The sequence below is a fragment of the Paenarthrobacter sp. TE4293 genome, assembly GCF_050435325.1.
In the GTDB taxonomy this organism is placed as follows: Bacteria; Actinomycetota; Actinomycetes; order Actinomycetales; family Micrococcaceae; genus Arthrobacter; species Arthrobacter nitroguajacolicus_C.
In genome coordinates this window covers 194,008-206,954 of the sequence record NZ_JBNJRY010000009.1, presented here as the reverse complement: position 1 = coordinate 206,954, position 12,947 = coordinate 194,008, and the positions used below count along the sequence as shown (strand labels likewise).

Below are 12,947 nucleotides of genomic sequence, written 5' to 3'. Positions count from 1 at the left end.
GGGCGTGGCGGTCAACCAAGCCTGCAGACGCGGGGCGTCGCGGTAAACGCCCCCCCCCACCCCCCCCCGCCCCCCGCTGTGGGGGTGTTTTTCACGCAATACAAACCCCCCACAACTGCGGGCTGCTTTTCGTTGTGTGGGGCGCACAATGGATGCATGGCCACACTCTCACCGGGCCTTCGCAAGGCCCTTCTTGCCGGCGGGATTGCCGTAGCGCTGACCGGCGGCGGTGCCGCCGCTGTGTGGGCGGGCACCCAACCCAGCCCTTCGCCGTCGGGCTCGTCTTCTTCACCCAGCCCCTCCGCTTCCGGGCCGGCCAAGTCCGCCGAGGGCCGCGGGCAGCCCATTCATGGCGAGCACGTGGTGAAGCAGGCGGACGGGACGTACCGCACCGTTGTCACGCAGGCTGGAACCATTGAGTCGGCCAGTGCTTCAGACGTGACGGTGAAGAGCGACGACGGATTCACCCAGCGGTATTCGATCAATGCAGAGACTCGGATCGCCAGGGTCCCGGCTGACCTCTCGGATCTCCGGAACGGCAGGGGCAAGCCCACACTGCCGTCGGCGACGGCTGCCGACCTTAGGACCGGCGACACGGTGCGCATCAGCGGCACGAAGGACGGCGATACCGTCACGGCCACCAGGGTGGTAGCCGGCGAGTTGGCTGCCGGCCTCAAGGGCCACGGACCCAAGCACGGACACGGCCCCCGTAATTAGAGCGCCACAGTCCTGAAGCCCAGGTTGCCGCTGGCCGAGTCCGGCGTGTTCGAACTGCGTGCTGCGAGGCGGTAGCGGTTGCAGTAGGACTCGTGGCAGAGGTACGAGCCGCCCCGCATCACCCTTCCGCGGCCAATCGTGGGCCCTTGCGGGTCCGCCACGGTTCCGGCCGCGAGGCACGTCTTGTAGTACTTGGGCAGGAACCAGTCGCTGCACCATTCCCAGACGTTTCCGCTGGTCTGATAGAGCCCGTAGCCATTTGCGCGGAATGACCTGGCAGGCGCGGTGGTGGGAAAGCCGTCGTCCACCGTGTTGCGGGTAGGGAACTCGCCTTGCCAGATGTTGCAGTGGTGCGCCGCGGCGCCCGGAGCATCGTTGTGGAGTTCATTGCCCCAGGGGTAGCGCTTCCCGGGCAACCCGCCGCGGGCTGCGTACTCCCATTCGGCTTCCGTGGGCAGACGGCGGCCCGCCCACGCGCAGTATGCCAGGGCGTCGTTGTGGGACACGTGGGTCACCGGGTGGTCCGGAAGGTCGCTCCAGTGGGAGAGGGGTCCTGCGGGGTGCGCCCAGTCTGCTCCGCGGACGTTGAGCCACCACGGGACGTCGGTGACCCGGTTCAGGATGTCTTCCGGCCTCGCCTTGACGGCAAGGTGGAACACCGCGGACGTTCCGAAAGCTTCGGACTCGGTGCGGTGTCCGGTGGCGTCGACAAACGCCGCGAACTCCGCAGTGGTCACCGTGGTGGCGCTGATGCGGAATTCATGGAGGGAAACCTGGTGCACGGGGGACTCGCCGTCAGCTTCGTAGCCTTCGCCGAACGGATCACCCATCGAAAAGGTGCCAGCGGGAATCACGACGTCGTTTTTCCCGGTGCCCCGTGATGCGGCCTTCGTGGACGGTTCGACGGCGGTGCCCGCCTTCACGGTGACGTTCGCCGTGGGCGGGGCCAACGGTCGCGGTCCTGGGCTGCAGCAGTCAGCCATATCAACCTTCCAGCCGGTTTTTCCTCCATCCTACCGTCGGCATGATCCGCAGATAATGATGAAAACTGATTTCTAGTCCGAGTTTCAATCATCATCTTGCAAAAGAGATATCCGTCACTTATGGTTTGTTAAACGGTTAACGAGCGTGGCTTGAATCACAGTAGTGGTTCCGGCTCGGTACTTGAGGAGACAGCATGAACTCGACGACGGAACAGGCTCCGGCATTGCCCGAAGCCCGCCGGGTCCCGGCCCTGGCGGGTGGGAATGCCGCAGGATCCCGTCCGAAGAAGCGCAAGCGGAGCAAGCCCCCACAGCAGAGTTTCCGGTCCCGTCTGCGGCGCGACAAGCAGATGCTCCTCATGATGGTGCCGGGCGTGGCCTTCCTGCTGCTCTTCTTCTACATCCCCATCCTGGGCAACGTCATTGCGTTCCAGGACTACCAGCCTTACCTGGGCATCGGAGACAGCCTGTGGGTGGGCTGGCAGAACTTTGTGGATCTGTTCGGAAATCCGGACTTCATCCACGCTTTTTGGAACACCTTGTACCTGGCCGCCTGGCAGCTGGTCTTCCTGTTCCCCGTGCCGCTGGTGCTGGCGCTGATTGTGGATTCACTGATCAGCACCCGGGTCCGGCGGATCTTCCAGAGCATCGCCTACCTGCCCCACTTCCTTTCCTGGGTGCTGGTGATCGCGTTCTTCCAGCAGATGTTGGGCGGTGCAGGTTTCGTCAACAACCTGCTCCGTGACTGGGGTATGGACCCCATTCCCTTCATGACCAACCCGGAGACCTTCCCGGTCATGGTGGTCGTCCAGATGATCTGGAAGGACGCCGGCTGGGCGATGATCATCTTCCTGGCAGCCCTTGCCAGCATTGACGCCTCCCTCTACGAAGCTGCGGCGGCTGACGGTGCCGGACGCTGGCGCCGGATGTGGCATATCACCCTCCCCGGTCTGAGGCCCGTGATCGTGCTCCTGCTGATCCTGCGCATCGGCGACATCCTCTCGGTCGGCTTTGAGCAATTCATCCTGCAGCGTGATGCCGTCGGCGCCGGAGCCGCGGAAGTGCTGGACACCTTCACCTACTACACCGGCGTAGTAGGAGGCGGCTGGAGCTCGGGTGCCGCAGCCGGCCTCGCCAAGGGCGTGGTCAGCGCCCTGCTGATCTACGGCGCCAACAAACTTGCCCACCGCTTCGGCGAAGACGGAATCTTCGCAAAACAAGTGCGCTGAAAGCCACGCCGACCCGCGCGCCTGCCGCACAAGGAGAACCCCATGGCAACAACACTTTTCACCAGGAAACCCCGGGAGCTGAGCTACAACCCCAAGCGCCCGGTGTGGAAGGAGAAGCCTTCCGCCCTGTATCAAACGGTCAAAGCCGTCGTACTGATCGTCTTCAGCTTGTCCATCCTTACGCCCATCCTGCTGGTGGTCTCAACGTCCCTGGCTGACACCGAACAACTGGTCAAGGCCGGAGGCTTCGTTCTCTGGCCCGAGCGCCCCACGTTGGAGGCCTACGCCACCATCTTCAAGGGCCCCATGGTCCTGCAGTCTCTCGGCGTGAGCATGCTGGTCACCGCGGTAGGCACCATCCTGGCGCTGTTCGTGACGATCACCATGGCCTACGCGACCAGCCGCACCGTGCTCTTTGGCCGCCCGGTGATCCTCGCAGTCCTGTTCACGCTCCTCTTTGCGCCTGGCCTGATCCCGTCGTTCCTCATGATCCGCCAGCTGGGCCTGTTGGACTCCCTGTGGTCCTTGATCCTTCCCGGCATCTTCGGAGCCTTCAACTTCGTGGTGATGCGATCGTTCTTCATGAACATCCCAGGGGAGCTCATCGAAAGTGCCAGGATCGATGGCGCCAACGACTGGCAAATCCTGTGGCGCATCGTGATGCCGCTGTCCAAAGCCGTGATCGCCGTCGTCGGACTGTTCTACGCCGTTGGTTTCTGGAACTCCTTCTTCAACGCCCTGCTCTACATCAACGACCACAGCAAGTGGCCCATCCAATTGCTGCTCCGCAACTTCGTGGTCCAGGGAAGTGGCGCTGCGGACCAGCTGGGAATCACCACCACCCCGCCACCGCAATCCATCCAGATGGCCGTCGTCGTGGTGGCACTGGTCCCCATCCTGATGGTCTACCCGTTCCTCCAGAAGCACTTTGCCAAGGGCGTCATCACCGGAGCCGTCAAGGGCTAGCCCCCGAAGTCCGGAAAACCCAACGCACTCAAACCTCAGAGAAATGCAAATAACCAGAAAGGGTTATGCCATGACAAGCACTACCTCTCAGGCTGGATTCAGCCGCCGCGGTTTCCTTGGCCTCGCTGGCTTGGCCGTGACCGCTGCAGGCTTGTCCGCCTGCGGTGGTGGCGGAGCCGCGAACAACGGAGGCGCCGCTGCCTCCGCGTCGGTCAAGTTGCCCACGTACAAGGAATTCACCGGCGTCACCCCGGACATTGCGGGCAACGCCAAGGGCCTCCAAGCCGGCTACTTCAAGCTGCCCACCGCCGTGCAGTCCGTGAAGACGCCGCCGCTCAAGGGCAAGGTGACCGGCCTGACCGAAACTTTCGACACCATGAGCCCCGGCCTGAAGGACAACCCCTTCTGGCAGCGGCTCAACGCCAAGCTCGGCGGCGACCTGGAGCTGCAGATCGCCGAAGACATTGGCGACGGATACCCGGCCAAGTTCGCCACCGTCCTGGCCAGCAACGATCTCCCGGACATGATGTGGGTGCCGCCGAACCAGGGAATCCCCAACGTCGGACCCATGCTTGAGGCCAAGTTCCAGGACCTGACGCCGTACCTCTCCGGCGACGCCGTCCTTGAGTACCCCAACCTGGCCGCACTGAAGCCCGATTCCTGGAAGACCGCCGTCGTGAACGGCAAGATCTGGGGCGCACCCATCCCGAGTACCCCGTTCGGCCAGGTGTACCTTGGCAACCACGATATGTGGGCCAAGGTGGGTGGCTTCGAGGCGTCCAGCGCCGACGAATTCCTGGAGAAGGCCAAAGAGTTGACCCGCCCGGGCGACCAGCAGTACGCGCTGGAACCGGCCTACATCAACGCCCTCCATATGGTCACCGAATGGTTTGGCGCCCCGAACAGCTGGGCCGTGAACAAGGACCGCACCCTGACTCACCTCTACGAAACCGATGAATACATGGCCGGCGTGGAGTTCACCGCCAAGATGTTTGCCGCCGGTGTGTTCTACCCGGACTCCAAGGCAACCGATATCCGTTCGCGCGTGGCCAACGGCAGCGTGGCCGCCCAGGTAGTGGTGGGCCCCCACGATATCCGCAGCTACCGTGCGTTGAACAAGACCGCCCAGTTTGACGTCCTGATCCCGTTCAGTGCCGACGGCAAGGTCAAGCCCGTCTACGACATGGGCTATGGAACCGTGGGCTTCACGCCGTTCAAGAAGGCCGAAGAAGGGAAGATCCGCGAGTTGCTCTCGCTTATCAACTACCTCTCAGCACCGTTCGGCACGGTGGAGTACATGCAGAAGAACTTCGGTCAGTTGGGCGAGGACTACACCGTCGACGCCTCCGGAAACCCGGCGCGCACCGAAACGGGCACCACCAACGCACCCGGCTTGGTTTCGGCGCTGAACATCATGTCCAGCCCCGAAAACGTCATCTTCAACCCGGGCTTCGACGACGACACCCGCTACGTCAGCCAGCAGGAAGAGAAGCTCCTGGAATTCGCGTGGCGCAACCCCACCAACGGTTCCTACTCGGACACCAACGCCAAAGTTGGCGCCAAGATCACCAAGCAGTTGCGCGACAAGGTAGTGGACATCATTACGGGCCGCGCCAAGATCGCTGAGCTCAAGGATGCGGTGAAGCGCTGGAAGAGCGAAGGCGGCGACAAGATGCGCGATGAGTACCAGGCCGCGTTGGACCCCAACGCTCCGGTCTTCAGGAGCTAGCCTCAGACCAACAACGAACCGACCCAAGACGAACCAACGCGCACCACGAAGATCATCAGCAGGGGGAACCATGGCAAAAGCAAGCACCACCGGAGTCCGGCCCACCATACGTATGGTGGCCGAACTGGCGGGAGTTTCCACGGCCACGGTTTCCTACGTGTTGTCCGGTCGCCGTGGCGATGGCGGCCCCGGGGTCTCGGATCCGACGGCGGAAAAGGTCAAGGCGGCTGCCGAACGGCTTGGCTACCGCCCCAACCAGGCGGCGCGGGCCATCCGGACAGGCCGCACCAATACGGTCATCCTGTCGCTGACCATGCTCTCCGATCCGTGGTCCTTGTCCGTCATCGAGGCCGTACAGAAGGCTGCGGCTCCGTTGGGCATAACGCCGATGATCCTGGGTGACGCAGACTGGGTCAAAGTGCTCGGCACACACAACGCCGACGCCGTGTTCGTGGACGCCGTCCGTCCTGACCAGCGGGAGGCCCTGCGCAAGCTCGCAGAGCACGGGACCACCCTGGTGGTATTCGACGAAGAAGTGACAGCGGACGGCTTCGATGTCATCCGTTCCATTGCCGGGCCAGGCTGCCGCATGGCCGTGGAGCATTTGCTGCACGGCCATCGCAGGGTGGCTTGCCTGACGCCGGCAACGGCGGCCGGGACCTCCGGTGGCACCCGGTACCGGGCCTATGCCGAAGCCCTTTCGAACGCCGGTATTCCGGAACGGAAGGACTACGTGGGATTGTTCGACGGCACCAGCGCCGGCGCCTACGCCGCGGCAACCCGGGTGCTCAGCCTTCCGGACCGGCCTACGGCGATCTACGCCACCACGGATTACGCCGCCGTCGCCGCGATCAACGCCGCCCAGCGCCTGGGTCTTGCTGTGGGGACTGACGTGGACATCATCGGTGTGGGCAACACCGTGGAGGGTGAGCGGATGTCACCCTCGCTGAGCACCGTCGGTCCGGTGGATTTCTTCGACAAACTTGCCCGGCTCCTGCTGCGGCGGGCGACAGGCCCCGTCGGCACCAGCGCGGCGGAGGATCCCGGCGTCCTCGACTTCCCGTGGCACTTGTTCGTGCGTGAATCGGCGCCGCACCGCAGCGCCGCAACCAAACTTTACTAGGAAACAGCAGAAGGAAATTGCACACCATGGAAAAGGATTTGAAGGTCGGCATCGTAGGTTTTGGCCTGCGGTCCGGGCTATGGAAACACGCCCACAAACCGGGCCAGGGCTCTGAGGTCACCATTGTCTGTGACCTCAGTGATCGAGGCCGGGCGGACGCCGCCGAGCGCATCCCGTCGGCCCGCATCACGGGGGACCTGGACGAGCTCCTGGCCAGCGGAATCGACGCCGTCCTGGTCCTGACCCCCGATAACCAGCACGCCGCCGTCGCGGTCCGTACGCTCAAGGCAGGCATTCCCACCTTCTGCGAGAAGCCGCTGGACATCACTGTGGAGGCCGCAGACCAGATCCTGGCAACGGCTCATGAAACCGGTACGCGCCTCTACGTCGGCCACAATATGCGCCACATGCCCGTTGTAGTACAGATGCGCCAACTCATCGAAGACGGCAGGATCGGCGAGGTCAAGGCAGTCTGGTGCCGCCACTTCGTGGGACACGGCGGTGACTACTACTTCAAGGATTGGCACGCCCAGCGCGCCAACGTCACCTCGCTCCTGCTGCAAAAGGGCGCCCACGACATCGACGTCATCCACTGGCTTGCCGGTGGCTATACCAAGCGAGTGGCCGCCGTCGGCGATCTTGCCGTCTATGGGAACGTCGCCAACCGCAGCAACAACGAAGGCAAGCGCATGGGGGACTGGTTCTCCATGGACAACTGGCCGCCCACGGAGCAGAAGGACCTGGCGGAGGTCATCGACGTCGAGGACATTTCCATGATGAACATGGTGCTGGACAACGGCGTGCTCGCCTCCTACCAGCAGTGCCATTTCACCCCGGATTATTGGCGGAACTACACCGTCATCGGCACCAAGGGCCGCATTGAGAACCTCGGTGACGGGCCGGGCGAGACCATCAATGTCTGGACCAGCCGGACGTCGGGCTATGCGGTGCCGGATGAGGTCATCACCATCCAGGACGGCGAAGGCGGCCACGGTGGCGCCGATCCGCGCCTGATCGAGGAATTCCTCCGCTTCGCCTCGTCCGGCGGGGTGACCCAGACCAGCCCCATTGCGGCCCGCCAAGCAGTAGTGGCAGGCATCCTCGCTGCGGAGTCGCTGCGAGGGGACGGCTCAGCACGCGAGGTACCTGAGCTCCCTGCCGGGCTGGTGGAGTACTTCGACGCCGGCCAACCCGCCTTGGTCCGCGACTGACCACGTCTTGGCCCCGTCCTGGCCTGCGACTGGGTTAGCCGGGGGAGGAAAGCCCGGTCATGACGGTTTGAAGTGACTCGCAAACCGTCATGACCGATTTCCTTTTCAAGGTCTCCGGCCGGGCCAGGATGTCGATCTTGCGCACCGAATTCACCCCGGACAAGGGACGCAGCACCACGCCCGCGTCCAGCACACGACGGGCCGTAAAGCGCGGCAGCAGCCCGATCGCGCCGCCCGCGGAAACCAGCGCCGCAACGGTGGAGTAGTCGTTAATGCGGTGCAGGACCTCGGCCGGCCTGCCGCTGACGGCAACGACGGCGGCCAACACGTCGGCGGGGGAGTAGCCATCGCGGCTGGTCACCCAGGATTCGCCCACGACGTCGGAAGGCTCAACTTCGCGCCGCGCTGCCAGCGGGTGGTCCGCAGGGAGGGCGATGTCCAACGGCTCATCGGCGAGCGGAATAACCGCCACCTTGTCTTCAGGCCATTGCGGACTGTTGTCCATGCGGTGCGCCAGGACAAGGTCGTACCGCGCAGCCAACCCCGGGAAGTCCTCCTGTGCCACGTCCTCATCGGAGAGACGCAGTCGAGGCGACTTCCCGCCGTCGGACGCTGTCCTGGATGCCAATAGCGCTGCCAACGGCGCGAACAGCGCCTGCCCGGCACTATGGAAGGCGCTGACGCTCACGGGGGCGTCGGGGGCGTCGTGATACGCACCGATCGCAGCCCGCGCGTCGGCCATGGCATTGACGACGGCGGCGCCCGCCTCGGCGAGGACGCGCCCCGCGTCGGTCAGCACCAAGGCGCGGCCCTCCTTGCGCGTCAGCGGTACGTCGACGGACCTCTGCAGCAGCGCGAGCTGTTGGGAAACGGCTGAGGATGTGACCATGAGTGTCTCGGCCACAGCCTTGACGCTGCCAAGGTCACCGAGCTCCCGGAGCATTTGCAGCTGATGAATTTCCATTAGCAAATCCTAAATCGTTGATTGAGAAGAATCTAGTTGTGCTAAATCGTTGCTGGGGATTCAATGGACTCAGCAGCAGCGAAGCAGCCCCAGCCAGTGAGGAATCCCATGAAGGCTCTCTACAAATCCGGACCGCACGCAGGGTTCGAACTCGTCGACCGTCCCGAGCCCGAAGCCGGCCCCAGCGACGTCAAGATCCGCGTGATGACCACCGGCATCTGCGGTACCGACCTCCACATCCAGAGCTGGGACGCCTGGGCCCAAAGCATCATCGAAACGCCCCTCATCGCCGGCCACGAGTTCTACGGCGAAGTCGTGGAAATCGGCGAGGACGTACGCGACGTCAAGGTCGGGGACCGTGTTTCCGGCGAAGGCCACGTCGTCTGCGGAATCTGCCGCAACTGCCGCGCAGGACGCCGCCAGATGTGCATCCACACCGTCTCCGTTGGCGTGCAACGCGATGGCGCGTTCGCCGAATACGTCGTCATTCCGGAGACCAACGTCTGGGTCCACCACGATGAATCCGTCACCCCGGAACTCGGCGCCATTTTCGATCCCTTCGGCAACGCAGTCCACACCGCACTGAGCTTCCCGCTGGTCGGCGAAGATGTGCTCATCACCGGCGCCGGCCCCATCGGCCTGATGGCCATCGCCGTTGCCCGCCATGCCGGTGCCCGCAAGATCGCCATCACTGATGTGTCCGCCCCGCGCCTGGAACTGGCCCGGCAGATGGGCGTGGACCTCGCCGTCGATGTCTCCAGGATGCGCGTCCGAGAGGCACAGCAGGAACTGGGCATGCGCGAGGGATTCGACATCGGACTGGAAATGTCCGGACACCCCACGGCACTGCCTGAGATGATCGACAACATGAACCACGGCGGGCGCATCGCCATGCTCGGCCTTCCCAGCCAGTCCATCGACATCGACTGGGGCAAGGTGGTCACGCACATGCTCACGCTCAAGGGGATCTACGGCCGCGAGATGTTCGAGACCTGGTACGCCATGAGCGCCATGCTGTCGTCAAACCCCGTACTGCACCGCAGCATCTCCGCCGTCGTCACGGACAAACTCTCCGCGCAGGACTGGGAAAAGGGCTTCGACATTGCCCGCAACGGCACCGGTGGCAAAGTGGTCCTCGACTGGACTGAACTGTAATCCCCGACCGAACTGCGAAATCCGGACCCCAAAGAACTTAGGAGCACCCCTGATGTATTCCGCCATCAAAGACCAACTGCAGGGCGAACTGGACGAGATCCGCAGCGCCGGACTCTTCAAGACCGAACGCCACATCGATTCCCCGCAGGCAAGCCACATTGCGGCCGGCCAACTCGGCCAACCCGCCAACAAGGTCCTGAACTTCTGCGCCAACAACTACCTTGGCCTGGCAGACCACCCGGAGATCATCGCAGCCGCCAAGTCCGCCATGGACGAGCGCGGTTTCGGCATGGCGTCCGTTCGCTTCATCTGCGGCACCCAGGACCTGCACCTGGAACTCGAGACCCGCGTCTCCGCTTTCCTTGGCACGGAGGACACCATCCTGTTCTCGAGCTGCTTCGACGCCAACGGCGGTGTGTTCGAGTCCCTCTTCGGTCCCGAGGACGCCATCATCTCGGACTCCCTGAACCACGCGTCCATCATCGACGGCATCCGCCTGAGCAAAGCCAAGCGCTTCCGCTACGCCAACCAGGACATGGCCGATCTTGAAGCCAAGCTGGTTGAGGCTTCGGGCTCCCGCCGGAAGATCATCGTCACCGACGGCGTATTCTCCATGGACGGTTACCTCGCACCGCTCGAGGCCATCTGCGACCTCGCCGAGAAGCACGACGCCCTGGTCATGGTGGACGACTCCCACGCCGTCGGCTTCATGGGCTCCACCGGTGCCGGCACCCCGGAACACGCCGGCGTTTCGGACCGCGTGGACATCTACACCGGCACCTTCGGCAAGGCCCTCGGTGGCGCTTCGGGTGGTTACGTGTCCGGCCGCGGCGAGATCGTTGCCATGCTGCGGCAGAAGGCACGCCCGTACCTGTTCTCCAACTCCCTGGCCCCGGCCATCGTTGCAGCCACCATCAAGGCGATTGAACTGGTCCAGGAATCAGGTGAGCTGCGCACCCGCCTCTTTGAGAATGCCGCTCTCTTCCGCCGCCGCATGAGCGAGGAAGGCTTTGAACTCCTCGACGGCGAGCACGCCATCATCCCCGTCATGTTCGGTGATGCCGTGGTCGCCGCCAAGGTCGCCGACGAAATGCTCAACAACGGCGTCTTCGTCACCGCTTTCAGCTTCCCCGTAGTGCCGAAGGGCGTGGCCCGGATCCGCGTGCAGCTCTCCGCTGCGCACAGTACGGACGACGTCGAAGCGTGCGTTCAGGCGTTCGTGAAGAGTCGCGCCGCAGTCGCCTAGCCGGACGCTCTCCCACCTCCCGCGGGCTTCTGGCGGACGCTCTCTCACCTTTTGCGGGCTTTCGGTCGACGCTCTCTCACCTTTCGCGGGCTTTCGGTCGACGCTCTCTCACTTTCTTCATGAAAGTGAGAGAGCGTTTGGGTTAAGGGGCTGTTAGGTGAGAGAGCGTCTTCAGCTAGTTGCGCGACAGGTACAGATCCGACGACGTAGGAGTGTGCGTCCAGGCGTTCGGCAAGAGTCGCGCCGCAGTCGCCTAGGCAAACCCTCTCTCACCTCCCGCGGGCTTTCGGCCGACGCCCTCTCACCTTCCGTTGGTTTGTAGTGGACCCTCTCTCACTTTCTTGTGGCAAGTGAGAGAGCGTCGGGTTGAGGGGGGTGATAGGTGAGAGAGCGTCGGGTTGAGGGGGGCGATAGGTGAGAGGGCGTCGGGTTGAGGGGGGTCATCGGTGAGAGGGCGTCTGTGGGTGGTGGGGTGGGGTGGGGTGTGAGAGATCACCGGGTCTGACAGGATGGAGCCATGGCTTCGAATTATGACGTGGTAATCGTGGGCGGCGGCATCGGCGGACTGTCGCTGGCGGCGGCTCTCGCGGGCAAGTGCACTGTGGCGCTTGTTGAGGCTGAGCAGTCCTTGGCCTTCCACACTTCATCACGGTCCGCACGGCAACTGATTCCCAGTTACGGTCCTGCAGTAGTCCAGGAGCTGACCATCCGCACCTTGGAGATGCTGGCAGCCCGGGATGCGCAGGCAGCCCAACCCATCCTGACCCCCAGGGGATTCATGCTGGTAGGCGACGAAGAAACAGTAAACGCCGAGGCCAGCGGCAACATGCACACCATCACCCACGACGAGGCCATGCGACTTTGCCCGGCCCTCAACCCTGATTCATTCACGGCCGCAGGACTGGATAACGGTTCCTTCGGCTGCAATGCCCCGCTCTTGCTCGACGAACACCGCCGCACAGCAGAGGCTGCGGGGGTGGACATCATCACCGGCGCCAAGGTCCACTCCGCCCAGCGGTTGGGGAGCGGCTGGCAGGTGGGGGCCGGCACCGAAGGCTTCCAGTCCGGCGTCGTGGTCAACGCAGCAGGTGCCTGGGCCGATGAACTGGCCGTCATCAGCGGCGTGGAAAAACTGGGACTACAGCCGTACCGGCGAACTGCGGCGATCGTCAACGTGCAGAACCCCCTGGGCCCGGAGACGCCCATGGTGTGCGCGGCCGACGACACGTTCTATTTCCGCGCAGAGGGTGACCAAGTGCTCATCTCACCGTCCGAAACCGTGCCCAGTGGAGCGGAAGACGCCAAGCCCTACCCGGGCGATGTGGAAAACCTGATCAGCAAACTCAATGCCGTGACAACCCTCGGAATCCGTTCCGTGGACCGGGCCTGGACCGGTCTCCGGACCGAGGCCGCGGACGGGATTCCCGTAGTGGGTTTCGACGCCGAAGCGCCCGGCTTCTTCTGGCTGGCCGGTCAAGGTGGCTACGGCTTCCAGACCTCGTCCGCCATCGCAGAGCTGGCAGCCGCGCTGATCCTGGGCACGGTAGCGGCCGACAGTCCGGAATCCCGGACAGCGGAGCAGCTTGCTGCCGTTCGCTGGTCCATCCGGCGCTGAACAATAGGG

11 protein-coding genes are annotated in these 12,947 nt (G+C 63.9%); 9 read left to right on the top strand and 2 right to left on the bottom strand.

Annotation, left to right across the window (positions count from 1 at the left end; all coding sequences use genetic code 11):
• Positions 1-156 precede the first annotated feature (156 nt).
• A complete protein-coding gene (locus QF015_RS18340; protein ID WP_429390367.1) occupies positions 157-717 on the top strand; it encodes a DUF5666 domain-containing protein in 561 nt (186 codons plus the stop codon).
• Here the strand turns inward: QF015_RS18340 and QF015_RS18335 are convergent.
• Positions 714-1,700: a formylglycine-generating enzyme family protein gene (locus tag QF015_RS18335; protein ID WP_429390366.1), complete on the bottom strand. Its 987-nt coding sequence runs from the start codon at positions 1,698-1,700 to the stop codon at positions 714-716. The two genes, QF015_RS18340 and QF015_RS18335, sit on opposite strands and share 4 nt — an antisense overlap.
• Before the next feature lie 194 nt (positions 1,701-1,894).
• Between QF015_RS18335 and QF015_RS18330 the strand changes: the two genes are divergently transcribed.
• The 5 genes from QF015_RS18330 to QF015_RS18310 all read left to right on the top strand — a co-directional run bounded on the left by QF015_RS18330 (position 1,895) and on the right by QF015_RS18310 (position 7,958).
• Positions 1,895-2,929 (top strand): ABC transporter permease, encoded by a 1,035-nt coding sequence (locus tag QF015_RS18330; RefSeq protein WP_310201446.1) that lies wholly within the window; start codon positions 1,895-1,897, stop codon positions 2,927-2,929.
• Between the two features lie 42 nt (positions 2,930-2,971).
• A complete protein-coding gene (locus QF015_RS18325) occupies positions 2,972-3,895 on the top strand; it encodes a carbohydrate ABC transporter permease (protein WP_310201444.1) in 924 nt (307 codons plus the stop codon).
• Between the two features lie 70 nt (positions 3,896-3,965).
• Complete coding sequence (locus QF015_RS18320; RefSeq protein WP_429390365.1) at positions 3,966-5,624, top strand: sugar ABC transporter substrate-binding protein; 1,659 nt, start codon at positions 3,966-3,968, stop codon at positions 5,622-5,624.
• Positions 5,625-5,694: 70 nt separating this feature from the next.
• Positions 5,695-6,747, top strand: coding sequence for a LacI family DNA-binding transcriptional regulator (locus tag QF015_RS18315; RefSeq protein ID WP_429390364.1), 1,053 nt, complete (start codon positions 5,695-5,697; stop codon positions 6,745-6,747).
• Between the two features lie 17 nt (positions 6,748-6,764).
• Positions 6,765-7,958 (top strand): Gfo/Idh/MocA family protein, encoded by a 1,194-nt coding sequence (locus QF015_RS18310; RefSeq protein ID WP_310201437.1) that lies wholly within the window; start codon positions 6,765-6,767, stop codon positions 7,956-7,958.
• Positions 7,959-7,992: 34 nt separating this feature from the next.
• Here the strand turns inward: QF015_RS18310 and QF015_RS18305 are convergent, their stop codons facing one another.
• The gene (locus QF015_RS18305; RefSeq protein ID WP_310201436.1) at positions 7,993-8,922 is read right to left on the bottom strand and encodes a LysR family transcriptional regulator; all 930 of its coding nucleotides are present in this window, start codon (positions 8,920-8,922) and stop codon (positions 7,993-7,995) included.
• Between the two features lie 108 nt (positions 8,923-9,030).
• Here QF015_RS18305 and tdh point away from each other — a divergent pair, with 108 nt between their 5' ends.
• From tdh to QF015_RS18290, 3 genes are all read left to right on the top strand, one after another.
• A complete protein-coding gene (gene tdh / locus QF015_RS18300) occupies positions 9,031-10,077 on the top strand; it encodes an L-threonine 3-dehydrogenase (protein ID WP_310201434.1) in 1,047 nt (348 codons plus the stop codon).
• A 52-nt stretch (positions 10,078-10,129) separates the two neighbouring features.
• Positions 10,130-11,323: a glycine C-acetyltransferase gene (locus tag QF015_RS18295; protein WP_310201432.1), complete on the top strand. Its 1,194-nt coding sequence runs from the start codon at positions 10,130-10,132 to the stop codon at positions 11,321-11,323.
• Between the two features lie 517 nt (positions 11,324-11,840).
• A complete protein-coding gene (locus QF015_RS18290; protein WP_429390363.1) occupies positions 11,841-12,938 on the top strand; it encodes an NAD(P)/FAD-dependent oxidoreductase in 1,098 nt (365 codons plus the stop codon).
• The last annotated feature ends 9 nt before the right edge of the window (positions 12,939-12,947 follow it).

What these genes read in the sequence shown, in the direction of transcription:
- QF015_RS18320 (WP_429390365.1), top strand. Translation starts at nt 3,966, where the DNA reads ATGACAAGCACTACCTCTCAGGCTGGATTCAGCCGCCGCGGTTTCCTT.
- QF015_RS18335 (WP_429390366.1), bottom strand. Translation starts at nt 1,700, where the DNA reads ATGGCTGACTGCTGCAGCCCAGGACCGCGACCGTTGGCCCCGCCCACG.
- QF015_RS18330 (WP_310201446.1), top strand. Translation starts at nt 1,895, where the DNA reads ATGAACTCGACGACGGAACAGGCTCCGGCATTGCCCGAAGCCCGCCGG.
- tdh (WP_310201434.1), top strand. Translation starts at nt 9,031, where the DNA reads ATGAAGGCTCTCTACAAATCCGGACCGCACGCAGGGTTCGAACTCGTC.
- QF015_RS18340 (WP_429390367.1), top strand. Translation starts at nt 157, where the DNA reads ATGGCCACACTCTCACCGGGCCTTCGCAAGGCCCTTCTTGCCGGCGGG.
- QF015_RS18305 (WP_310201436.1), bottom strand. Translation starts at nt 8,922, where the DNA reads ATGGAAATTCATCAGCTGCAAATGCTCCGGGAGCTCGGTGACCTTGGC.
- QF015_RS18290 (WP_429390363.1), top strand. Translation starts at nt 11,841, where the DNA reads ATGGCTTCGAATTATGACGTGGTAATCGTGGGCGGCGGCATCGGCGGA.
- QF015_RS18325 (WP_310201444.1), top strand. Translation starts at nt 2,972, where the DNA reads ATGGCAACAACACTTTTCACCAGGAAACCCCGGGAGCTGAGCTACAAC.
- QF015_RS18295 (WP_310201432.1), top strand. Translation starts at nt 10,130, where the DNA reads ATGTATTCCGCCATCAAAGACCAACTGCAGGGCGAACTGGACGAGATC.
- QF015_RS18315 (WP_429390364.1), top strand. Translation starts at nt 5,695, where the DNA reads ATGGCAAAAGCAAGCACCACCGGAGTCCGGCCCACCATACGTATGGTG.